General features: G+C 71.8%; 19 protein-coding genes. 7 read left to right on the top strand and 12 right to left on the bottom strand.

The features are described 5' to 3' along the window. Window positions 1-16 precede the first annotated feature (16 nt). On the top strand, window positions 17-2,089 hold the full coding sequence (locus ACFQ58_RS12200; protein WP_376951374.1) for a primary-amine oxidase: 2,073 nt from the start codon (window positions 17-19) through the stop codon (window positions 2,087-2,089). A 60-nt stretch (window positions 2,090-2,149) separates the two neighbouring features. Here ACFQ58_RS12200 and ACFQ58_RS12205 read toward each other — a convergent pair whose 3' ends face one another. Together ACFQ58_RS12205 and ACFQ58_RS12210 are read right to left on the bottom strand one after the other, a co-directional pair. Further along, window positions 2,150-2,737, bottom strand: coding sequence for a TetR/AcrR family transcriptional regulator (locus ACFQ58_RS12205; RefSeq protein WP_376951375.1), 588 nt, complete (start codon window positions 2,735-2,737; stop codon window positions 2,150-2,152). A gap of 108 nt (window positions 2,738-2,845) precedes the next feature. Beyond that, window positions 2,846-4,285, bottom strand: a complete 1,440-nt coding sequence (locus ACFQ58_RS12210; protein ID WP_376951376.1) for an aldehyde dehydrogenase family protein — start codon at window positions 4,283-4,285, stop codon at window positions 2,846-2,848. 139 nt (window positions 4,286-4,424) lie between these two features. Here ACFQ58_RS12210 and ACFQ58_RS12215 point away from each other — a divergent pair, with 139 nt between their 5' ends. The 4 genes from ACFQ58_RS12215 to ACFQ58_RS12230 all read left to right on the top strand — a co-directional run bounded on the left by ACFQ58_RS12215 (window position 4,425) and on the right by ACFQ58_RS12230 (window position 8,528). Further along, the gene (locus ACFQ58_RS12215; RefSeq protein ID WP_376951377.1) at window positions 4,425-4,727 is read left to right on the top strand and encodes a hypothetical protein; all 303 of its coding nucleotides are present in this window, start codon (window positions 4,425-4,427) and stop codon (window positions 4,725-4,727) included. A 198-nt stretch (window positions 4,728-4,925) separates the two neighbouring features. Beyond that, window positions 4,926-6,431 (top strand): glyceraldehyde-3-phosphate dehydrogenase, encoded by a 1,506-nt coding sequence (locus ACFQ58_RS12220; RefSeq protein WP_376951378.1) that lies wholly within the window; start codon window positions 4,926-4,928, stop codon window positions 6,429-6,431. A gap of 26 nt (window positions 6,432-6,457) precedes the next feature. Then, window positions 6,458-7,633, top strand: a complete 1,176-nt coding sequence (locus ACFQ58_RS12225) for a thiolase family protein (RefSeq protein ID WP_376951379.1) — start codon at window positions 6,458-6,460, stop codon at window positions 7,631-7,633. A gap of 106 nt (window positions 7,634-7,739) precedes the next feature. Continuing rightward, a complete protein-coding gene (locus tag ACFQ58_RS12230) occupies window positions 7,740-8,528 on the top strand; it encodes an SDR family NAD(P)-dependent oxidoreductase (RefSeq protein ID WP_376951380.1) in 789 nt (262 codons plus the stop codon). Window positions 8,529-8,583: 55 nt separating this feature from the next. On the opposite strand, the gene ACFQ58_RS12235 is transcribed toward ACFQ58_RS12230, so the two are convergent. The 3 genes from ACFQ58_RS12235 to ACFQ58_RS12245 all read right to left on the bottom strand — a co-directional run bounded on the left by ACFQ58_RS12235 (window position 8,584) and on the right by ACFQ58_RS12245 (window position 11,443). Then, window positions 8,584-9,567 (bottom strand): permease prefix domain 1-containing protein, encoded by a 984-nt coding sequence (locus tag ACFQ58_RS12235; RefSeq protein ID WP_376951382.1) that lies wholly within the window; start codon window positions 9,565-9,567, stop codon window positions 8,584-8,586. Continuing rightward, window positions 9,564-9,899 carry a PadR family transcriptional regulator gene (locus ACFQ58_RS12240; protein WP_376951383.1) on the bottom strand — a complete coding sequence of 112 codons (336 nt, stop codon included), beginning with the start codon at window positions 9,897-9,899 and terminating at the stop codon, window positions 9,564-9,566. The genes ACFQ58_RS12235 and ACFQ58_RS12240 overlap by 4 nt, the downstream gene beginning before the upstream one ends. 101 nt (window positions 9,900-10,000) lie before the next feature. Next, entirely contained in the window at window positions 10,001-11,443 is a 1,443-nt protein-coding gene (locus ACFQ58_RS12245; protein ID WP_376951385.1) for a helix-turn-helix domain-containing protein, read from the bottom strand. 128 nt (window positions 11,444-11,571) lie between these two features. Here ACFQ58_RS12245 and ACFQ58_RS12250 point away from each other — a divergent pair, with 128 nt between their 5' ends. After that, on the top strand, window positions 11,572-13,440 hold the full coding sequence (locus ACFQ58_RS12250) for a phosphoenolpyruvate carboxykinase (GTP) (protein ID WP_376951386.1): 1,869 nt from the start codon (window positions 11,572-11,574) through the stop codon (window positions 13,438-13,440). Window positions 13,441-13,599: 159 nt separating this feature from the next. Here the strand turns inward: ACFQ58_RS12250 and ACFQ58_RS12255 are convergent, their stop codons facing one another. Next, window positions 13,600-14,115 (bottom strand): CHRD domain-containing protein, encoded by a 516-nt coding sequence (locus ACFQ58_RS12255; RefSeq protein WP_376951387.1) that lies wholly within the window; start codon window positions 14,113-14,115, stop codon window positions 13,600-13,602. Between the two features lie 199 nt (window positions 14,116-14,314). Between ACFQ58_RS12255 and ACFQ58_RS12260 the strand changes: the two genes are divergently transcribed. Continuing rightward, on the top strand, window positions 14,315-14,737 hold the full coding sequence (locus ACFQ58_RS12260; protein ID WP_376951389.1) for a DUF1622 domain-containing protein: 423 nt from the start codon (window positions 14,315-14,317) through the stop codon (window positions 14,735-14,737). Window positions 14,738-14,858: 121 nt separating this feature from the next. Here ACFQ58_RS12260 and ACFQ58_RS12265 read toward each other — a convergent pair whose 3' ends face one another. The 6 genes from ACFQ58_RS12265 to ACFQ58_RS12290 form a co-directional block, all read right to left on the bottom strand. Next, on the bottom strand, window positions 14,859-15,329 hold the full coding sequence (locus ACFQ58_RS12265; RefSeq protein ID WP_376951390.1) for a 2'-5' RNA ligase family protein: 471 nt from the start codon (window positions 15,327-15,329) through the stop codon (window positions 14,859-14,861). 51 nt (window positions 15,330-15,380) lie between these two features. Further along, window positions 15,381-16,178 (bottom strand): hypothetical protein, encoded by a 798-nt coding sequence (locus ACFQ58_RS12270; protein ID WP_376951391.1) that lies wholly within the window; start codon window positions 16,176-16,178, stop codon window positions 15,381-15,383. Window positions 16,179-16,356: 178 nt separating this feature from the next. After that, a complete protein-coding gene (locus ACFQ58_RS12275; RefSeq protein ID WP_376951393.1) occupies window positions 16,357-18,396 on the bottom strand; it encodes an ABC transporter ATP-binding protein in 2,040 nt (679 codons plus the stop codon). A 128-nt stretch (window positions 18,397-18,524) separates the two neighbouring features. After that, complete coding sequence (locus tag ACFQ58_RS12280) at window positions 18,525-18,752, bottom strand: hypothetical protein (protein WP_376951395.1); 228 nt, start codon at window positions 18,750-18,752, stop codon at window positions 18,525-18,527. 31 nt (window positions 18,753-18,783) lie between these two features. Continuing rightward, the gene (locus ACFQ58_RS12285; protein WP_376951396.1) at window positions 18,784-19,719 is read right to left on the bottom strand and encodes a carbohydrate kinase family protein; all 936 of its coding nucleotides are present in this window, start codon (window positions 19,717-19,719) and stop codon (window positions 18,784-18,786) included. Next, complete coding sequence (locus ACFQ58_RS12290) at window positions 19,703-20,635, bottom strand: pseudouridine-5'-phosphate glycosidase (protein ID WP_376951397.1); 933 nt, start codon at window positions 20,633-20,635, stop codon at window positions 19,703-19,705. Before ACFQ58_RS12290 ends, ACFQ58_RS12285 begins: the two co-directional genes overlap by 17 nt. Between the last annotated feature and the right edge of the window lie 36 nt (window positions 20,636-20,671).

The following is a 20,671-nucleotide window of genomic DNA, read 5'->3' on the forward strand; positions in this document are numbered from 1 at the left end:
GAAAAAGGAACCCAGCATGACGACGATGTCAGCCGCTCAGGCCCACCACTCGCACGCCGCGACCGCGACCACCGCGCTCGCCCCCACCGCTTCCGCCGCCGGATCCGCCGATCCGCTCCGCGGCCTCGATGCCGACGAGATCGTCGCGACCCGGGAGATCCTGGCCGCCGCCGGGCTGGTGCAGGAGTCCACGCGCTTCGTGTACGTGGGCGTCGACGAGCCCGACAAGGTCGAGGTGCTCGCGGGCGGCGACCTGCCCCGCGTCATCCGCGCCCTGCTGCTCGACCAGGCGACGGGGGCCGCGCACGACGCGCGCGTCTCGCTCACCGAGCGCTCGGTCATCCGCGCCGACGAGATCGACGGCGCCGACGGCCAGCTGCCGATCCTCGATGTCGAGTTCGAGGCGATATACGACATGCTCGGGGCGGAGGACGAGTGGCGCGCGGCGCTCGCCAAGCGCGGCATCACGCACGACCAGGTGGCGCTCGCACCGCTGTCGGCCGGGCAGTACGGCTTCGAGGACGAGCGCGGGCGCCGCGTCATCCGGGTGCTCGCCTTCATGCGGCAGTACGAGCAGGACCACTGCTGGGCGCACCCCGTCGACGGCCTGTGCGCCTACGTCGACATGGTCGAGGGCCGCATGTTCAAGCTGGTCGATCACAAGGTCTACGACATCCCCGCCGAGGGCGGCAACTTCGACGACCCAGAGGTGCAGGGCGCTCCGCTCGACACGCTCAAGCCCATCGCGATCACGCAGCCCGAGGGTCCGAGCTTCAGCGTCGAGGGCGACGAGGTGTCGTGGGCGAACTGGCGCTTCTCAATCGCCTTCGACGCGCGCGAGGGGCTCGTGCTGCGTCGCATCCGATATGTCGACGCCGACCAGGGCGGGCAGGAGCGCGACATCGTCTACCGCGCCTCCATCGCCGAGATGGTCGTGCCGTACGGCGACCCGTCGCCGGCGCGGTTCTGGCAGAACTACTTCGACACCGGCGAGTACGTCTTCGGCCGGTACGCCAACTCGCTCGTGCTGGGCTGCGACTGCCTCGGCGAGATCCGCTACTTCGATGCGACGCTCGCCGACGAGTTCGGCAACCCCCGCGTCATCCCGAACGCGATCTGCATGCACGAGGAGGACTACGGCACGCTCTGGAAGCACACCGACATCTACACCGGCTCGAACGAGGTGCGCCGCCAGCGCCGCCTGGTGATCAGCTTCTTCACGACCGTCGGCAACTACGACTACGGGTTCTACTGGTACCTGTACCTCGACGGCACGATCGAGTGCGAGGCCAAGCTCACGGGCGTACTGTTCACGTCGGCCTACGACCCCGAGGCCGGTGACCACGCGAGCCAGGTCGCGCCCGGGCTCGGGGCCCCGTACCACCAGCACCTGTTCAGCGCGCGCCTCGACATGATGGTCGACGGCGTCGCGAACGCGGTCGACGAGGTCGACGCGGTGCGCCTGCCGATGGGTGAGGGCAACGAGTACGGCAACGCGTTCACGAAGCGGCGCACGCGCCTGCGCACCGAGTCCGAGGGCGTGCGTGACGCCGACCTCAGCGTGGGCCGCGCGTGGCACATCGTGAACACCGAGAAGCAGAACCGCCTCGGCCAGCCGGTCGCCTACGAGCTGCTTTCGCAGGGCCTGCCGACGCTCATGGCCGACCCCGAGTCGGTCATCGCGAAGCGCGCAGGCTTCACGCGCAACCACCTGTGGGTCACTCGGTACGCGCAGGACGAGCGCTACCCCGCCGGTGATCTCGTGAACCAGAACCCCGGCGGCGACGGCCTGCCCCGCTACACCGCGGCCGACCGCTCGATCGATGGCGAGGACCTCGTGGTCTGGCACACCTTCGGGCCGACGCACTTCCCGCGCGTCGAGGACTGGCCCGTCATGCCGGTCGACTACGCGAAGTTCACGCTCAAGCCGTACGGCTTCTTCGACCGCAACCCCACGCTGAACGTGCCGTCATCCGAGTCGATGGGCATGGCCTGCCACGCGGATGTCGCGGGGCACGGCGCGCACGACGGCGCGGGCGCATGCGACTGCGCCTCCGGCGCGTGCACCTGCTCGGGCCACGCGCACTGAGCCCGTGACTTCGCACGAGGACGGATGGCGCGAGCGGCGCCATCCGCCCTCACCGACTGGTCAGCGCAACAGGTCGAGGTAGCCGTCGAGCAGGCCGGTGAGGCGCTCAGCTGAGGACGTGCCCGGCGACACGACCGCGACGACCTGCACGCCGTCGAGCAGCGCCATGAACAGGTCCGTCGAGCGCGCGACATCCACGTCGTCGCGGATCTCGCCGAGCCGCTTGGCCGTCTCGAGGTGGTCGGAGATCTCGCCGCGCCACTGCTGCATCGTGCGCTCGTGGAGTTCGAGCAGCTCGGGCTCGTTGGCCGCGTACTCCCAGAACGGGATCACGATGCGCGCCTCGAGCAGGCGCTCCTCGTCGAGCGGGAAGATCTGCAGCATGAGGGCGCGCAGGGCGGGCAGCCCCTCGAGGTCGGCGCGCACGGCGGCGAAGCGCTCGTTCGTCGCCTCGAACACGTGCTCGAACGTCGCGCCGATCAGCTCCTCCTTGTTCCGGAAGTACGGGAACAGGCCGCCGTTCGCGACGCCCGACGCCTTGGCGATCTCGCGCATGGTCGTCGCGCGGAACCCCTTCGCGGCGATCAGCCGCCACGTCGCGTGCACGATCGAGAGTCGTCGCTCGTCGTGATCGACGATCTTCGGCATGGCCTCTCCCGGATGTCGGTGCGCTCGCCCTCCACGATACGGGCGCGCACGACGACGACGGCCCCACGGATGGATCCGTGCGGCCGCCGTGTCGTGACGAGTGGGACGTCAGCCGTTGATCACCTGGGGCACCCCGAGCGCCTTCAGGCCCTCGACGCCGAACTCGAGCCCGTACCCCGACTGCTTGGCACCGCCGAACGGCACCAGGGGGTGCACGGCCCCATGCGCGTTGATCCACACGGTGCCGGCGTCGATCCGGGCGGCGACGGCGCGGGCCTGCTCGCGGTCCGATGACCACACCGAGGCGCCGAGGCCCACGTCGACGCCGTTGGCCTTCTCGATCACCTCGTCGAGGTCGCGGTACCGGATGATCGGCAGCGCCGGACCGAACTGCTCCTCGTCCACCAGCGGGGCGCCGTCGTGGATGTCGGCGATCAGCGTCGTCGGGTAGAAGTGGCCCGGCTGGTCGCGATCCGGGTCGCCGCCGAGCAGCACCCGAGCGCCCGACGCCTTCGCCGCCTCGACGAGGCGGTCGACGATCTCGAACTGCTGCCGGTTCTGCAGCGGGCCGAGCACGTTCTGCTCGTCGAGGCCGATGCCCATGGGCATCGAGCGGGCGACGTCGACGAGCGCGTCGCACACGGCGTCGTAGACGTCCTCGTGCACGTAGAGGCGCTTGAGGGCGGCGCAGGTCTGCCCGGTGTTGATGAACGCGCCCCAGAACAGCCCCTCGGCGATGGCCTTCGGGTCGACGTCGGGCAGCACGATGCCGGCGTCGTTGCCGCCGAGTTCGAGCGTGAGGCGCTTGATCGTGTCGGCCGAGCTGCGGATGATCGCCTTGCCCGTCGCGGTCGAGCCCGTGAACATGACCTTGCCGACCTCGGGGTGCGTCGAGAGCGCGGCGCCCACGTCGCGTCCGCCGCTGACGACGTGCAGCACGCCCTCGGGCAGCACGGTGTTGATCACATGCACGAGCGCCAGCACGCTGAGCGGCGTGTACTCCGACGGCTTCACCACGACGGTGTTGCCCATGCGGAGCGCCGGCGCGATCTGCCACACGCTGATCATCTGAGGCCAGTTCCACGGCCCGATCGCGCCGACGACGCCGATAGGACGATACGTGAGCTCGGCGTGCGTCTGTCCGTCGTCGAACACCACCTCGGTCTCGAGCGGCGTCGCGGCGGCGGCGCGCATCCATCCGGATGCCCCGCCCACCTCGAAGCGCGCGTTCGGGCCGTTGAGCGGCTTGCCCTGCTCGCGCGACAGGAGGTGCGCGAGCGCCTCGGCGTTCGCGTCGATCGCGTCGGCCGCCGCGAGCAGCAGCTCGCTGCGGCGTTCATGTCCGAGCGCCGCCCAGGCAGGCTGGGCGGCCCTGGCCGCGGCGACGGCGCGGTCGAGGTCGGCGACCGTCTGCACGGGTGCCCGGCCGATCACCTCACCGGTCGCCGGGTCGAGGATGTCGCGGACCTCGCCCGCCTCGGGCGCGATCGCGCCGAGCAGGTCGGCGTACGGCGCCGCGATGACGCCGGTCGGGGTGTCGATGGTCATGTCTCCTCCACATCGAGTCGTGGCCCTCCACGCTAGGGACGCCGCTCCGCGCCGCCTTGTCGCGCTGCGCGCCGCGGTTGACCGACCGCGCAAGGATGCGGCGCGTCATCCGCTGCCGCCGCACGGCAGAATGGCTCGGGTGAAGACCACCCAGCTGCGCCGGTACACGCTCGTCGACGGGGAGTACGACGCCTTCGTGGCGTGGTGGCAGGAGTGGATGCCGCGCGTGCGGCCCGCCGCGGGCTTCACGATCGAGTTCGCGTACGGCATCCGCGAGGCGAACCAGTTCGTGTGGGCCGTGAGCGCGCCCGGCGACGCCGACGCCTTCCGCGCGCTCGAGCAGGAGTACCTCGCGTCCGACGCCCGCGCGGCGGCGTTCGACGGCGTGCCGCAGCGGGTCGCGATCTCCGACATCGCGCTCGTCGACGACACGTTCGCCTGACCCGTGTCGCGGCGCGCGGCGCGCCATCTGTTCGGGCCGGGTTCCTGGCCGCATATCGACGTCGAGTACACTGGCAGCGGCCCGAGGTACCACCGTGTACGCCCTTCCCGCTCATCCGGGCCGGTAGCATTCTGTTCATCCCCAACTTGAGTGCGGTCGACGCTGCCCACCATCGCGCGCGGCCGAGAAGGGCCTGACGTGAACCACGAGTTCGAAACCCGCCGCGAGGAATGGATCGCCCGAGAGGAACTCGCCGAGCGGATGATCCCGCTCATCGGCGGCCTCTACCGACGCCACGGGGTGGTGACCTCCATCCACGGCCGGCGGCTCATCAACGCCTCGACCGTCGACCTGCTCAAGGCGCACCGCTTCGCCCGCCAGGCCGGCGATGTCGAGCTCGCACTCGACGACACCATGCGCGTGCTCGAGGCGCTCGCCGAGATCGAGCCGTCGCCCGCGTCGATCGACGTGGCCCGCCTCGTTGCGCGCTTCCACACCGCCGAGCCCGGCACCGAGCTGGTCGACTTCCTGCGGTCCGAGCTCGCTCCGGTGCTGGTCGAGGGCGGCGAGCCCGCGGCATCCGGAACCGACGTGGTGCTCTACGGCTTCGGCCGCATCGGGCGCCTGCTCGCCCGCATCCTCATCGCCCACTCCGGCGGCGGCCAGGGGCTGCGCCTGCGCGCGATCGTGGTGCGCAAGGGCAGCGAGAACGACCTCGTGAAGCGCGCCAGCCTGCTGCGTCGCGACTCGGTGCACGGCCCCTTCCAGGGCACCATCGCGGTCGATGAGGAGGCGAACACGATCCTCGCGAACGGCACGCTCATCCAGGTGATCTACTCCGACGATCCCGGCACGATCGACTACACCGCGTACGGCATCTCCGACGCGATCGTGGTCGACAACACGGGCCGCTGGCGCGACGAGGCGGGCCTCGGCCGTCACCTCGAGTCGAAGGGCGTCGCTCGCGTGCTGCTCACCGCGCCCGGCAAGGGCGCGATCAAGAACATCGTGCACGGCATCAACCACGACGCGATCACGGCCGACGACCGCATCCTGTCGGCGGCCTCGTGCACGACCAACGCGATCACCCCGGTGCTCGCCGCGATCCAGGACGCGTACGGCATCGTGCGCGGCCACGTCGAGACCGTGCACTCGTTCACGAACGACCAGAACCTCATCGACAACTTCCACAAGGGCGACCGTCGCGGCCGCTCGGCGGTGCTCAACATGGTCATCGCCGAGACCGGCGCTGCGAAGGCCGTCGCGAAGGCGCTCCCCGAGCTGCAGGGCAAGCTCACCGGCAGCGCCATCCGGGTGCCGACGCCCGACGTGAGCCTCGCCATCCTGAACCTGCAGCTCGAGCAGCCGACCGACAAGGCGACGCTGAACGCGTACCTCCGCCAGGTGTCGCTGACCTCGCCGCTGCGCCAGCAGGTCGACTACATCGAGTCGCCCGAGGTGGTCTCGACCGACTTCGTGGGGTCGAACCGCGCCGGCATCGTCGACGGGCTGGCGACGATCGCGGATGGCACGGACGTCGTGCTCTACGTCTGGTACGACAACGAGTACGGCTACTCGTGCCAGGTCGTGCGGGTCATCGAGGCGATGGCGGGCACCCACCCGCGCGTGCTGCCCGAGCGACAGCCGGTGCGCGTCGAGCAGGTCGTCGCCGCGGCCGTGCCCGAGGTCGCCGAGGTCGGCTGAGTCCCGCGCGGTCGTAGGCTGAACCCATGAGCCACGACGCCGTGATCATCGACGTGATCCGCACCCCCGTGGGGCGCGGGAAGCCGGGCGGCATGCTGTCCGGCGTGCACCCCGTGGACCTGCTCGCGGGCGTGCTCACCGCGATCGTCGACCGCAACGACCTCGATCCCGCGCTCGTCGACGACGTGATCGGCGGATGCGTCAGCCAGATCGGCGAGCAGTCGTACAACGTCACCCGCAACGCGCTGCTCGCCGCCGGCTTCCCCGAGTCGGTGCCCGGCACGACGATCGACCGGCAGTGCGGGTCGAGCCAGCAGGCCGCGACCTTCGCCGCCCAGGCGGTGCTCGCCGGCCAGGCCGACATCGTGATCGCGTGCGGCGTCGAGTCGATGAGCCGCGTGCCGCTCGGATCGAGCGCGGCGGGGGCCGACCCGTTCGGCTCGCGCCTCCGCGCCCGCTACCCCGAGGGACTCGTGAACCAGGGCGTGTCGGCCGAGCTGATCGCCGCGAAGTGGGGCTTCTCGCGCGACGAGCTCGACGGGTACGCGGCGCGCTCGCACGCGCTCGCCGCCGAGGCGGGGGAGTCGGGCGCGTTCGCGACCGAGCTCGTGCCCGTCGCAGGGGTCGACCGGCTCGTCGACGAGACGGTCCGCCCCGGCACCACCGTCGACTCGCTCGCGAGCCTGAACCCGTCGTTCCGCACCGACGCCCTTGCCGAGCGGTTCCCGGATGTCGCGTGGAACATCACGCCGGGCAACTCCTCGCCGCTCACCGACGGGGCGTCGGCCGCGCTCATCATGAGCGCCGACGCCGCCGACAAGCTCGGGCTCGAACCGCGCGCCCGCTTCCGCGCGTTCTCGGTCGTCGGCAGCGACCCGCTGTACATGCTCACCGGGGTGATCCCGGCGACGGCGAGGGTGCTCGAGCGCGCGGGCCTGACCCACGCCGACATGGACGCCTACGAGGTGAACGAGGCGTTCTCGTCGGTCCCGCTCGCCTGGCTCGCCGAGACGGGGGCGGATGTCGCGAAGCTCAACCCGCGCGGCGGCGCCATCGCCCTCGGGCACGCCCTGGGCTCCAGCGGCACGCGCCTGCTCACCACCCTCGTGAACCAGCTCGAGGCGACGGACGGTACCTACGGCCTCCAGGTGATGTGCGAAGGCGGCGGCATGGCCAACGCCACGATCATCGAACGCCTCTGAGCTCCCACTCGTCGAGCGTTCCCGTTCGACGGGAACTGGCCCGTTCGGTGGGCCGGGTTCGCGACGAACGGAAACACTCGTCGAACACACCACAGGAAGGAACCACATGGAACTCAGCGGAGCATCCGCGATCGTCACGGGCGGCGCATCGGGACTCGGCCGCGCGACCGCGCAGGCGCTCGTCGACGGCGGTGCGCAGGTCGTGCTCGTCGACCTGCCCGGTCCGCGCGGCGAGCAGGCGGCGGCCGAACTCGGCGAGCACGCCCGATTCGTGCCGGCGGATGTCGCGGACGAGGCGCAGGTGCAGGCGGCCGTCGACGCGGCCTCCGAGCTGGCTCCGCTTCGCATCGCGGTCAACTGCGCGGGCATCGTGACCGCGAACCGGACCGTGGGTCGCGACGGCCCGGCGCCGCTCGAGGCGTTCGAGCGCACCATCCGGGTGAACCTCATCGGCACGTTCAACGTGACGAGGCTCGCGGCGGCTGCGATGGCCGCGACCGAGCCGGTCTCGGCCGGCGTGCCGGGCGGACCGGCCACGAGCGAGCGCGGCGTCATCGTGAGCACCGCCTCGGTGGCCGCGTTCGACGGACAGGTCGGCCAGGCCGCCTACTCGGCGTCGAAGGCCGCGGTCGCCGGGATGACCCTGCCGATCGCGCGCGACCTGTCGAAGCTGCTCATCCGCGTCGCCACCATCGCGCCCGGCATCTTCGAGACGCCGATGATGGCCGGCATGACCGACGAGGTCCGGGCGTCGCTCGAGCAGCAGGTGCCGCATCCGTCCCGACTCGGCCACCCGGCCGAGTACGCCGCGCTCGTGCGGTCGATCATCGCGAACCCGATGCTCAACGGCGAGGTGATCCGGCTCGACGGCGCGATCCGGATGCAGCCGAAGTAGTCGCGAGACGGCGGATGCCGCGGGGCGACGACCCCGCGGCATCCGACCGCCCGGCTCAGATCCGGCCGAGCGCGAGCGCCGACCCGTCCCGACCACGCACGGTCTTGATGACGCCGTCGACGACGTCCCAGATCGCGACGCCGACGAAGACGACCACGATCACGATCGTCGTGACGTCCGATCCCTCGCCCCACGGCCAGCCGATGACCTCGAGGAACTCGGGGTTGAGGAGCTGCCCGGTGGCGAACAGCCAGAGCGCCGGCACGGTGAAGGCCACGTTGAGCACGACGTTCGCCGCGACGAGCCACCAGTTCCAGCCCCAGGCGTAGACCGCGATCGCGAACAGCATCTCGAGCACGATCAGCACGAGGAAGTACGGCAGCCAGAACGACCACAGCTCGGGGTCGAGGATGGGCATCGCGTCGGCGGCCCCGAACGCGAAGGGCTCGGCCTGCTGCCAGACGATCACGACGGCGAAGAGGGTCAGGAACACGAGCGACGCGATGAGGTCGCTGAGGCGACCCGACCGGCCCGTGTCGGGCAGCTCGCGCAGCTGCTCGGGCGTCCACGGGGCGAGCGCCTGCGTCTGCGGCGACCGTTCGAGGATCGCGAACACGAGCGTGACCCAGAAGGCGAGGTGCACGACGAGCGCGAGCAGGGTCGAGACGACGCTGCCGGCGATCTCGCCCGGCTCGGCCCCGGCCAGCAGCTGCGCGAGGAGCAGGCCGGCTCCGGCGATCGGGAGCACGATCGCGTAGAGGAGGGTCAGCAGTCGCCTCCACGCGAGGAAGTAGCGCGGCCCGATGAGCTGCATCGGCCGGTCGGCGTACTCGGCGGCGAGGGCGTCGGGGTCGCCGAGCTCGACGAGCACGGCGCGTTCCGCGTCGGCCGGCGCCGTCCCGTCGGCGAGGCGGGCGTCGACCTCGTCGCCGATGCGTTCGCGCAACTCGCGACCGAACTCGGTGCGTTGCGCCTCGGGCATGCGGCGGGCGGCCGCCCAGACGTAGCGGTCGGTCAGGGTGGGCGTGGGTTCGCTCATCGTTCGTCTCCCGAGGTGAGCCGGGTCAGCGCCCGGTCGATGTTCTTCCAGTCGGCGGTGAGGACGCCGGCGAGCTGCTCGCCCGCCGGGCCGGTGCGATAGAACTTGCGAGGCCGGGCCTCGTCGGTGTTCCACTCGCTCGTGAGGAGGCCCTGCTTCTCGAGGCGCCGGAGCAGCGGGTACAGCGTGTTCGCGTCGACGGTGATGCCGATGCCGTTGAGCGCCTCGAGCAGGGCGTATCCGTAGTCGGGCTCGCGCAGCCGGATCAGGCAGCCGAGCACGACCGTGCCGCGCCGCAGCTCCTGCAGGTGGCCGGCAGTCGTGTCATCCATGCTCATGTGAAGCACTGTACTGTGCAACGCACACTATTGCAAGAGGCACGATGACGGATGTCGCCCTACGCCGTGCGAAGGCGACCGCGCCGCCCGGCCGGCTACTCGCCCGCGTGCGCCTCGAGGAACGCGTACACCTCAACGTCGTCGACGCCGGGGAACGTGCCCGACGGGAGCGGGGAGAGCACGTGCGCGTGCAGCCGCGCGCTCGGCCACGCCTGGCCCGACCACCGCTCAGCGAGCTCGTTCGGCGCGCGGCGGCAGCACGACTCGTCGGGGCACGTCGAGCTCGCGCGCACGGTGGTCTCGCGGCCGCGGAACCACTTCGCCTGGCTGAACGGCACGCCGATCGTGATCGAGAATTCCGCGGCATCCGTTCGACCCGTCTGCGTGGCACACCAGTAGGTGCCGGCGGGCGTGTCGGTGTACTGGTAGTTCTCGGTCGTGCGGTTCGTGTGCTCGAACGCCGTGCGCGCGCTCCACCTCTTGCACACCCACTGGCCCTCGATCGACCCCGTGACATCCGTCGGCAGCGGCAGGCCGTCGTTCTCGTAGCCCTTCAGCAGGGCACCGTCGCCGTTGACGCGCAGGAAATGCACGGTCATGTCGAGCCGCTCGGTCGCGAGGTTCGTGAACCGCAGCGCCGCGGCCTCGTGCGTCACGCCGAACGCATCCCGGAAGTCCTCGATCGCGAGCCGCTTCTCCTTCTTCGCGTCCTGCAGGAACGCGACCGATGCGTCCTGCGGCATGAGGGCCGCCGCGGCGAAGTAGTTGATCTCGAGTCGCTGCCAGAGGAACTCGTCGTAGCTCGCCGGGGGAGTATGCCCGAGCAGCCGGTGCGCCATCGCCTGCAGCGCCATCGAGCGCAGGCCGTGCCCGCCCGGGATCGACGCGGGTGGCAGGTAGATGCGGCCGTTCGCCAGGTCGGTAATCGAGCGGGTCGAGTCGGGCAGGTCGTTGACGTAGATGAGCTGGAACCCGAGTCGCTCGGCCATGACGCTCACCTCGCGGTGCGTGAGCGCGCCCGAGCGGTGCCCGGCGGCACGCACCTGCTCCTCGGCGAGGTCCTCGATCTCGGGCAGGTAGTTCGCCTGGTCGCGCATGCGCTCGCGCAGATCGGTGTTGGCGCGGCGCGCCTCTTCGGGTGTCGCGATCGCCTCGCCCGCACGGCGCTCGAGCTCGCGGTGCAGGCCCACGATCGCCTCGAGGGATTCGTCGCTCATGCCGCGCGACGGCTTGACGTGCGGCAGGCCGAGGGTGGCGTAGAGCGGGCTGGACTGCGCGCGGCCGAGCTCGAGCTCGAGCGCGGCGCGGCGGCTCGGCGCCTCGCGCGAAAGGAGGTCGGTCATCTCGACCTCGAGCGCCGAGGCGAGCGCGTCGAGCGTCGACAGCTTCGGCTCGCGCTTGCCGTTCTCGATGAGCGAGAGCTGGCTGCCGGCGAGCCCCACGCGTTCGCCGAGCTGGTCGAGCGTGAACCCGCGCTCGCCGCGGTAGTGCCGGATACGGTGGCCGAGCGTGGCCAGGTCGGGGCTGCCGAGCTTCATGCCTTCAGAATATCGAAAGATCGCGCGTTCTTAACACGTCAAGGGGCTGAATGGATGCCTCGTCTTCTCGCAGACTGGAAACACGCCACCGAACCTGGGGCTCCCGAACCTCCACGAAAGGGACGACGATGACCATCTCCGACTTCTCGGTCAGCGCCTCCGGATCCGCCTCGGACGCGGAGGAGCGCCCGCACGGCACCACCGATCCCGCCCTTCGCGCCTGGGTCGCCGAGATCGCCGCACTGACCAAGCCCGACGAGATCGTCTGGTGCGACGGCTCGAAGCACGAGGCCGACCTGCTCACCAAGCAGCTCGTCGCCGAGGGCAAGATGATCAAGCTCAACCCCGAGTGGCGTCCGAACAGCTTCCTGGCCCGCACCGACCCGTCGGATGTCGCGCGCGTCGAGGACCGCACGTTCATCTGCTCGACCTACGAAGAGGACGCGGGCCCCACGAACAACTGGCGCGACCCGCACGCCATGCGCGAGGAGCTCTCGCACGTCTTCGACGGCTCGATGAAGGGCCGCACGATGTACGTCGTGCCCTTCTCGATGGGCCCGCTCGGCGGCGAGATCAGCCAGCTCGGTGTCGAGATCACCGACTCGCCCTACGTCGTGCTCTCCATGGGCATCATGACGCGCATGGGCGAGCAGGTGTACCGCCTCATCGAGGCGGGGGAACCGTGGGTGCGCACCATCCACTCGGTCGGCTACCCGCTCGTCGACGGCGTCGGCCACCGCCGCGACGACGTCGAATGGCCCTGCAACGAGACGAAGTACATCGTGCAGTTCCCCGACTCGCGCGAGATCTGGTCGTACGGCTCCGGCTACGGCGGCAACGCCCTGCTGGCCAAGAAGGCCTTCGCTCTGCGCATCGCATCGGTGATGGCCCGAGATGAGGGATGGCTCGCCGAGCACATGCTGCTGATCAAGATCACCTCGCCCGAGGGTCAGGCCTACCACGTCGCCGCGGCGTTCCCGTCGGCGTGCGGCAAGACGAACCTCGCGATGCTGCAGCCCACGATCCCCGGCTGGAAGGTCGAGACCATCGGCGACGACATCGCGTGGATGCGTCCCGGCGAGGACGGCCGCCTCTACGCGATCAACCCCGAGGCGGGCTTCTTCGGCGTCGCGCCCGGCACGGGCGAGTCGACGAACCCGACCGCGGTCCAGACGCTGTGGGGCAACACGATCTTCACGAACGTCGCGCTGCGGCCCGACGGCGACGTGTGGTGGGAGGGCCTGACCGACACGGCGCCCGCCGAGCTCATCGACTGGGAGGGCAACGCCTGGACGCCGGAATCGGGCCGCCCGGCCGCGCACCCCAACTCGCGCTTCACCGTCGCGGCGGCGCAGTGCCCGCAGATCTCCGACGACTGGGACGCGCATGACGGCGTGCCGATCGACGCGATCCTCTTCGGCGGCCGCCGCGCCACGAACGTGCCGCTCGTCGCCGAGGCGCGCACCTGGAAGCACGGCGTGTTCATGGGCGCCACGATCTCGTCCGAGCAGACCGCGGCGGCCGAGGGCACCGTGGGCGAGCTCCGCCGCGACCCGTTCGCGATGCTGCCGTTCTGCGGCTACAACATGGCCGACTACTGGGGCCACTGGGTGAAGATGGGCCGGATCCTCGGCACGAACGCGCCGAGAATCTTCCAGGTCAACTGGTTCCGCAAGGGCCACGACGGTTCGTTCCTCTGGCCCGGGTTCGGCGAGAACTCGCGCGTGCTCGAGTGGATCGTCGGTCGCGTCGAGGGCACTGCCGAGGCGCGGGAGACGCCGATCGGGCTGCTCCCCGCCGAGGGTTCGCTCGACCTCGACGGGCTCGAGATCTCGCAGGACACGGTCGACCACCTCTTCGAGGTCGACCCGAAGACCTGGCTCGCGGAGTGCAACCTCACCGAGGAGTACTTCGCCCAGTTCGGCGACCGGGTGCCTGCCGCCCTCAACGCCGAGCTGTCGAGCCTGCGCTACCACCTGCAGCAGCAGGTCGCGTAGCGATCGATCGCGGCCGGCCGTCCCTGGGCGGGGGCGGCCGGCGGCCGCGCGCATGGGGGTGCGCGCACGGCGACGGATGCCGCGGGCGCGGCGTGCACGGGAAGGCGCGCCTCGCCCGCGGCATCCGTCGCCCTTCTCCTGCGTCGGCGCGCAGGTCGATCAGTCGAGCTGACCGCGGATCTCCCCGGCGGGGATGTCGCCAGGCCCACCCGACGTGGACGGGTCGCCGTCGTTCGTGTGGACGTTGACGTACGCGTTCCCGTCCTCGATCGCGTCGATCAGCACGCTCAGCGGCTGGCCCGCCAGCGGTCCGACCAGGTCGTCCGCGGTGATCGTGCCGGTCGCGATGACGCCGCTGGTCTGCCCGCCGGCGGGTGCGGCCGGACCGAACAGGAAGGCGACGACCGGGCCGTTCACGCCCTCGGGGCTGAGGTGGATGTGCGCCGCGACCGGGTTGTCCAGGTTGGCGACGATGAGTCGGTACTCGAGCTCGGTGCCGTCGCTGGACAGTTTCAGCACGACCTGTCCGTGGGCGAGCGACACGTTCGTCGGCACTTCGTCCGCGGCGCTGAGGTGCGCGGTGTAGGTGGTATCGGCCGCCTGGGCAGGCACGGCCACGGCCATCGAGCCGCCGACTGCCAGGGTTGCGGCGAGCAGGACGCTGGAAATCCTCATGATCGACCCCCTGTCGATACGCTCGACCGGCGTGATCGTCGGCCGATGCTCGCATTCTCGTCCCGCGCGCCCGGCCCCGGAAGACCCCAACCGGGGACGGCGCGGCATCGACGGGGTCGCGTGGACCCGCTCCGCGCCACGCGCGGCGCGTCCGACGCCAGCGTCCGCGGCGGGTCTACCGTGAGCCGTGGAGGGCGGCATGGAGTTCGGCACGATCATCACACGCGTCGGCGAGGTCATCGACATCGTTGGAGTCCTGGCGATCGTCGTCGGCGTGGTCTACGCCGTGGCGGATGCCGCGGTTCGGCGCCTCCGGCGCACCGGCCCGGTCTACGAGCGATTCCGTCGCGTGCTGGGCCGGGGCATCCTGGTCGGCCTCGAGCTGCTCGTCGCGGCGGACATCATCCGCACGGTCGCCGTGACGCCGACCCTCGAATCGGTCGCGGTGCTCGCGCTCATCGTGCTGATCCGGACATTCCTGAGTTGGTCGCTCGCCGTCGAGATCACCGGACGCTGGCCGTGGCAGAGGTGGCGTGCTGGCGCCGTCGATGACGACGCAACCGGCGCGACCGCGCCCGCCGCCGCCGCTCCGGCACCGGCCGGAGGCGCCGAGCGCGTGTAGTTCCGGCGGATGCGCGCGGATCCGCCCGCGCGCTCGCCGGAGGTGTACGCCGCCGTGACGATCCGCAGGTCCGGGAATGGGATCGCGGCGGCTTCTGAAGCCCGCGTGGGGCCCGTCGGCGCTAGGCGTCCAGCGGCCACACGGCCGCGACGGTGCGCATCGCGCGTCCCTCGGGTGGCCGGAGGTCGACGAGTGCCGCCTGCCTGAGCCGGATGGCGCGCCCGGGCGCGATCGAGCCGTGCGAGTTGTCGGTCACGTGCGGGCGGTAGTCGAGCCGGGCCCGCGCGACGTCGACGTCGGCGTCGCGAAGCGCGCCGAGGAGTCGTGTGCGCATCGCGCCGAGCGGCCCGCGGTCGCGGACCAGCGTGACGGGCACGTCGCGCTTCGGGCCGAACATCGCGCGGTCGAAGGATTCCACCTCGACGGGTCGGCGCCCGTGCAGGACGGGCGTGAGGAGTTCGGCGACCCACGCGGCATCGTGGCGCGTCTCGAAGGGCTCGATGACCGTCACGTGCAGCGGCCACGCCGAGACCGGGAAGCCGTCGCCCGCGGCGAGCGGTTCGAGCGGAAGCACCACGGCGAAGCGTCCCATGCGGCGAGGGTACGCCGCATGGGACGCTTCGGGCGAGCAGTGGGCCGCTCGTCAGGCGATGCCGGCCTGGCCGAACAGGTCGAGCAGGGCGGACGGTGCGAACCGCACCTCGACCGATCCGGTCGGTCCGCCGCCGGCGGAGCCGATCCAGAGGCCAGAACCCTCGTGCACGCGCATCCAGCCGTCGCGGAAGACGACGTCGGCGCCGAGGACGATCGCGATGGCCGGGGTATCGCCGGCGCGCAGGTCGATCGAACCCTCGATGTCGTGCTCGGCACGTGCGTCGACGTCCTCGCGGGCCTCGACGCCGACGAGCGGACGGCACACGGGCGTGCCGAAACCAGGTGCGTCGAACGGGCTCGAGGTCGCGGCATCCGCCGACACGCCGACGTGCACGCTCGTCGAGGCGAGCGCGGTCTCGGCGTGGCCGTCGAGTACGAGCCGGCTTCCGGCGCGGAACCGGTAGAAGAGACGGCCGTCGACGGGTGCGGCGGGCAGCACGGCGGCGCTGACCCAGTGACGCGACCAGGCGAGGGCATCGCCCTGGCGGTTCGGTGCGTCGTACAGGCTGGCGGTGATGCGCACGGCGCCGTCGGCCCGCGCGGGGGCCGAGCGCAGTGCGCTGGTCCGCTCGCCGTCGGGACTGACCGTGCGCGCCTGCTCGAATGCGGGCAGGCGCTGGGTGTCCCATTCGCGCAGCCAGGTCTGCAGGCGGCTGCGGAGTTGGTCGAATCCGGGCGCGGACGCACTGGGCGCGTCGTCGACCGGCGGGGTGTCGAGGGCGGCGACGAGGTCGCGCGAGGAGAGGACCGCGGGGCCGGCGGTCCGGGGGGAATCGAGCAGCGTCATGGTGGTCCTCCGTGTGGGGCGGCGCGAGCGCGCCGGGATTGCGATGGAGGCCACGCTACGAACGATGCGCTGACCCGGCATCGGAGTCCGCCCCGGGTGGGCATGGGGGATAACCCTGAGAAGCGGCCACGCCCGCTCGACCACGGCGCGCCGGGCGGGGACCGGCGCGCGAATGAACTCAGACCAGGAGTTGGTGCTCCGCGAGCTCGCGGTAGAGCGGCACGGTCTCGACGAGCTGCTGGTGGGTGCCCTCGCCGATCACGCGACCCTCGTCGATCACGACGATCCGGTCGGAGTCGACGACGGTCGAAAGCCGGTGCGCGATCACGATCAGCGTGCGGCCGGCGGCGACCGCGTCGATCGCCTCGCGCATCATGCGCTCGTTCACGCCGTCGAGCGACGACGTCGACTCGTCGAGCAGCAGGATCGGCGGGGCCGCCAGGAGCGCTCGGGCGATCGCGAGCCGCTGTCGTTCGCCGCCGGAGAGCATGATGCCGTTCTCGCCGACCTGCGCGTCGAGCCCGGCCGGGTCGCGTTCGAGCACCGACCCCAGGTTCACCGCGTGGAGCACGTGCTCGCACTCGATGTCGGTGGCGTCGGGGCTGCCGAGCTTGAGGTTGTCGCGGATCGTGCCGGCGAGCACGGGCGCATCCTGCTCGACGTAGCCGATCTGGGCGCGCAGCTCGGCCCGCTCGAGGGCGCGGAGGTCGAGCCCGCCCATGCGGACCGTACCGACGCTCGGGTCGTAGAACCGCTCGATGAGGGAGAGGATCGTGGACTTGCCGGCCCCGGACGGCCCGACGAGCGCGATGCGCTGCCCGCGCGGCACCCGGAACGAGACGCCCCGCAGGACCGGCTGCCGCTCGGTGACGTCGGGCTCGGGCAGGTGCTCGTCGGGCGAGTCGTTGGCGGGGTCGGCCGGGTCGGAGGGGCGCGTGAGCGCGTACGCGAAGTGCACGTCGTCGAACTCGATGGCGGGCGAGTCGGGCAGCAGGCCCTCGTTGGCGGGGCCGACGACCACGGCGCGAGCGGCGAGCTGTCGATCGTGTGCGTCTTCGTCGGGCAGGTCGAGGATCTCCTGGATGCGGCCGAGCGCGCCGAGCGCCTGGTTGACCGAGGTGATCGCGCCGAACGCCTGGCCGAGCGGCAGGATCATCATGAACAGGAAGAGGATGAACGCGACGAGGTCGGCGACGGTGATCGCGCCCGATGCGACGCGGAAGCCGCCGACGCCGAGCACGACGAGGAACGACACCTGCATCGCGATGCCCGCGATCGGCACGATGAGCGCCGAGACCTTCGCGACCTGCACGCCCATCGACCAGGCGCCCTCGGCCTCGCGGTCGACGGCCGCGACCTCGCGCTCGGTGGCGCCGGCGGCGCGGATGGTGCGGACCGAGGTGATGGCGCGTTCGACGGATGCCGCGACGTCGCCGACCTTGGCCTGCGCGGCGTGCGACGCCTCGCGCACGCGCGACGACAGGAGGGTCACGGTCGTGATGGCGATCGCGATGACGAGCCCGGTGAGCCCGAGCAGCGTCGCGTCGATGATGAGCATCGCGATGAGGGCGCCGACGAACGTGACGGCTCCGCCGACCGCCTCGACGAGGCCCTGCGTGAGCACGGCCCGGAGCATCGTGGTGTCGCTGCCGACGCGCGAGACGAGGTCGCCCGTGCGACGCGTGTCGAACTCGGCGATGGGCAGGTGCAGGATCTTGGCGATGAGGCGCCGCCGGCTCGAGAGCACGACGCCCTCGCCCGTGCGCTGCAGCAGGTAGTGCTGGTAGCCGGTGATGACCGCGCTGACGACGACGAGCGCGACGAGCGCCCAGACGAGTCCGTCGAGCGGGTCGCCCGCCTCGACGATGGTGATGACGCGGCCGACGAGCAGCGGCTGGGCGAGGCTCGCGACGGCGCCGATGACCGAGAGCACGGCGACGAGGATGAGCACCGGCCGGTGCTCGAAGATGAACGGCAGCAGCTGGCGGAAGGTCGCGCGGGGGCCGGGCGGCGTCTCGCCACGGCGGCCGAAGGGGCTGCGGCGCCGCTCTCCGCCGGCGCCGGGGGCGGATGCGGGACGCTCCGCGTTCGGACGGTCGGAGGCCGTGGCGCGGCGGCCGGGCAGCGGGATGCCGCCGGTGCGCGCGGTGCGCTCGGCAGCGCGCTCGGCTGCACGCGCGGCGGCTCGGGTGCCGGGACGGGTCTCGATGTCGCTCATGTCGTCTTCCTGCTCGCATGGCGCGCGGCTGCGGCATCTGTCGTGGCGCTCGCCGGGCCGCCTTGCAGCATACGTCGCCCGGCTGGGAGCCGGGCCCGCGGAAGTGCGCGCCTGTGGATGGATCGCGGCTACGCGCGCCCGTACTTCTTGTGCACTGCCTGCTTGCTCACGTCGAGCGCGAGCGCGATGAGCTGCCAGCTCGAGCCCGATGCGCGGGCGCGGCGCACCGCGGCCGCCTCGGCTCGATCGAGTTCGCTGGTGAGCTCGACGCGCGCGGCGCGGATGCGCCGAAGCGCGCGGTACGGGTCGTCGCCGTCGGCCGCGGCGATCGCGGTCTTCAGGGTGCCGTCGTCCATGCGTCAACCGTAGTTGACGAAGAGCACCACGTCAACCGCCGTTGACGTCGCCGCCGGGCGAGGCGATGACGGATGCCGCGAGCCGGTGCCCGGCGAGGCAGCACCCCGTGGCATCCGCCCCGGCCAGGGCTGCGGCGACGTAGCCCGCGGCGAACGCGTCGCCCGCACCGGTGAGGTCGCGCACCGACGCGACCGGGGCCACGGGCACGCGCACGTCGAGCCTGCCGTCGTCGAACACCTCGGTCGGCTCGGGTCCGTGCTTGACGACGACGCGCCGGGCGACGGATGCCGCGATCCCGCCGCCGCTGGCGACCCCGAGCAGCGTCGCCTCGGTCTCGTTCGCGAACAGCACGTCGGGCCGGAGCCCGGCGATCCACCCGAGCGCGCGCTCGACCCCCAGGGTCTCGAGCAGGCCGGTCGAGGATGCGTCGACGGACACCGTCGCACCGCGCTCTCGCGCGAGCGCCACGAGCCGCCGGACCTCGCCGCGCATGGGTTCGTGCTCGAGCCCGTAGCTCGGCACGTGCACCCAGTCGACGCCGTCGAGCCAGCCCGGGTCGACGTCCTCGAGCTCGGCCGCGGCGGCGCGGTCGGGGAACATCGTGCGCTCGCCGTCGGGCGCGACGATGAGCACGACCGCGCCCGAACGGCCGGCACGCTGCACGCGCACGTCGACTCCTGTCGCGGCGAGCGCGCTCTCGAGTGCCCGGCCCGCACCGTCGTCGCCGACGCGACCGATGAACCGCGTGGGTGCGAGCGTCGCCGCGTGCGCCGCGACGTTCGCCGCGCTCCCGCCCCGCGAGCGGAACACCTGCGCCGCCGAGTCGGTCGCGGCGCGGATCGGCTCGGTCGCCCACACCACGATGTCCTCGAGCAGGTCGCCGACGACCACGAGCACGCCCGGCGTCCGGTGCCCGGCGCGCTCCGCAGGCCCAGCCGGCTCGGCCGCTTCAGCCGGCGAGCTCACGCGCGATCTCCGCGCCGAGGCGCGCGTTGCCGAAGTAGACGGCGAGGTTCACCTCGAGGCTGCGTCCGCCGGTCTCACGCTGGACGTGGTCGAGGAGGAACGGCGTGGTGTCGTGCCCGGTGATGCCCGCGTCATCCGCCGCCTGGAGCGCTTCGCCGAGGACGCGATCGTGCTCGGCCGGGTCGAGCTGGTCGGCCTCGGCGATGGGGTTCGCCACGAGGACCGCCGACGGCAGCCCGAGCTCGTCGCGCGCCCGGGCGAGCGCCGCGATCTCGCCCGCCGACTCGACGCGCGCCGGCACGGGGAAGCCGGAGTCGGCGACGTAGAAGCCGGGGTACCGGTCGGTGCGATAACCCACCACGGGGATGCCGAGCGTCTCGATCCGCTCGAGCGTCGCGGCGATGTCGAGGATCGACTTCACGCCCGCGCTCACGAGCGTGATGGGCGTGACCGCGAGCGTCGGGAGGTCGGCCGACTCGTCGAACGTCTCGCCCGCACCGCGATGCACGCCTCCGAGCCCACCGGTCGAGAACACCCGGATGCCGGCGCGATGCGCGAGCCACGCGGTCGCCGCGACGGTCGTGCCCGCGTCGAGCCGCTGCGCCCGGGCGATCGGCAGGTCGCGCGTGCTCGCCTTGACGACGGTCTCTGTCGTGCAGAGGCGCCGGATGTCGTCGGGCTCGAGTCCCACGACCGGGATCCCGCTCACGACCCCGATCGTCGCCGGCTCGACCCCCGCCTCGCGCACCATGGCCTCGGCCTGGAGGCCGACCTCGAGGTTGCGCGGCCGCGGGAGGCCGTGCGTGAGGATCGTCGACTCGAGCGCGAGGACCGGGCGCCCCGCGGCGACGGCTTCGCGGACCCGGTCGCTGACGCGGATGGCGCTCCCGGCGCCGGGGGAGGGGTCGGGCTGCATGGCGCCATGCTATGTCGGCCCCCGGGTCTAGGGTGG

Source organism: Agromyces sp. NPDC056523 (assembly GCF_042794545.1).
GTDB lineage: Bacteria > Actinomycetota > Actinomycetes > Actinomycetales > Microbacteriaceae > Agromyces.

Excerpts from the sequence above, each read along its gene's own strand:
- ACFQ58_RS12200 (WP_376951374.1), top strand. The coding sequence starts at position 17 with ATGACGACGATGTCAGCCGCTCAGGCCCACCACTCGCACGCCGCGACC.
- ACFQ58_RS12205 (WP_376951375.1), bottom strand. The coding sequence starts at position 2,737 with ATGCCGAAGATCGTCGATCACGACGAGCGACGACTCTCGATCGTGCAC.
- ACFQ58_RS12210 (WP_376951376.1), bottom strand. The coding sequence starts at position 4,285 with ATGACCATCGACACCCCGACCGGCGTCATCGCGGCGCCGTACGCCGAC.
- ACFQ58_RS12225 (WP_376951379.1), top strand. The coding sequence starts at position 6,458 with ATGAGCCACGACGCCGTGATCATCGACGTGATCCGCACCCCCGTGGGG.
- ACFQ58_RS12230 (WP_376951380.1), top strand. The coding sequence starts at position 7,740 with ATGGAACTCAGCGGAGCATCCGCGATCGTCACGGGCGGCGCATCGGGA.
- ACFQ58_RS12235 (WP_376951382.1), bottom strand. The coding sequence starts at position 9,567 with ATGAGCGAACCCACGCCCACCCTGACCGACCGCTACGTCTGGGCGGCC.
- ACFQ58_RS12240 (WP_376951383.1), bottom strand. The coding sequence starts at position 9,899 with ATGGATGACACGACTGCCGGCCACCTGCAGGAGCTGCGGCGCGGCACG.
- ACFQ58_RS12245 (WP_376951385.1), bottom strand. The coding sequence starts at position 11,443 with ATGAAGCTCGGCAGCCCCGACCTGGCCACGCTCGGCCACCGTATCCGG.
- ACFQ58_RS12250 (WP_376951386.1), top strand. The coding sequence starts at position 11,572 with ATGACCATCTCCGACTTCTCGGTCAGCGCCTCCGGATCCGCCTCGGAC.
- ACFQ58_RS12255 (WP_376951387.1), bottom strand. The coding sequence starts at position 14,115 with ATGAGGATTTCCAGCGTCCTGCTCGCCGCAACCCTGGCAGTCGGCGGC.
- ACFQ58_RS12260 (WP_376951389.1), top strand. The coding sequence starts at position 14,315 with ATGGAGTTCGGCACGATCATCACACGCGTCGGCGAGGTCATCGACATC.
- ACFQ58_RS12265 (WP_376951390.1), bottom strand. The coding sequence starts at position 15,329 with ATGGGACGCTTCGCCGTGGTGCTTCCGCTCGAACCGCTCGCCGCGGGC.
- ACFQ58_RS12270 (WP_376951391.1), bottom strand. The coding sequence starts at position 16,178 with ATGACGCTGCTCGATTCCCCCCGGACCGCCGGCCCCGCGGTCCTCTCC.
- ACFQ58_RS12275 (WP_376951393.1), bottom strand. The coding sequence starts at position 18,396 with ATGAGCGACATCGAGACCCGTCCCGGCACCCGAGCCGCCGCGCGTGCA.
- ACFQ58_RS12280 (WP_376951395.1), bottom strand. The coding sequence starts at position 18,752 with ATGGACGACGGCACCCTGAAGACCGCGATCGCCGCGGCCGACGGCGAC.
- ACFQ58_RS12290 (WP_376951397.1), bottom strand. The coding sequence starts at position 20,635 with ATGCAGCCCGACCCCTCCCCCGGCGCCGGGAGCGCCATCCGCGTCAGC.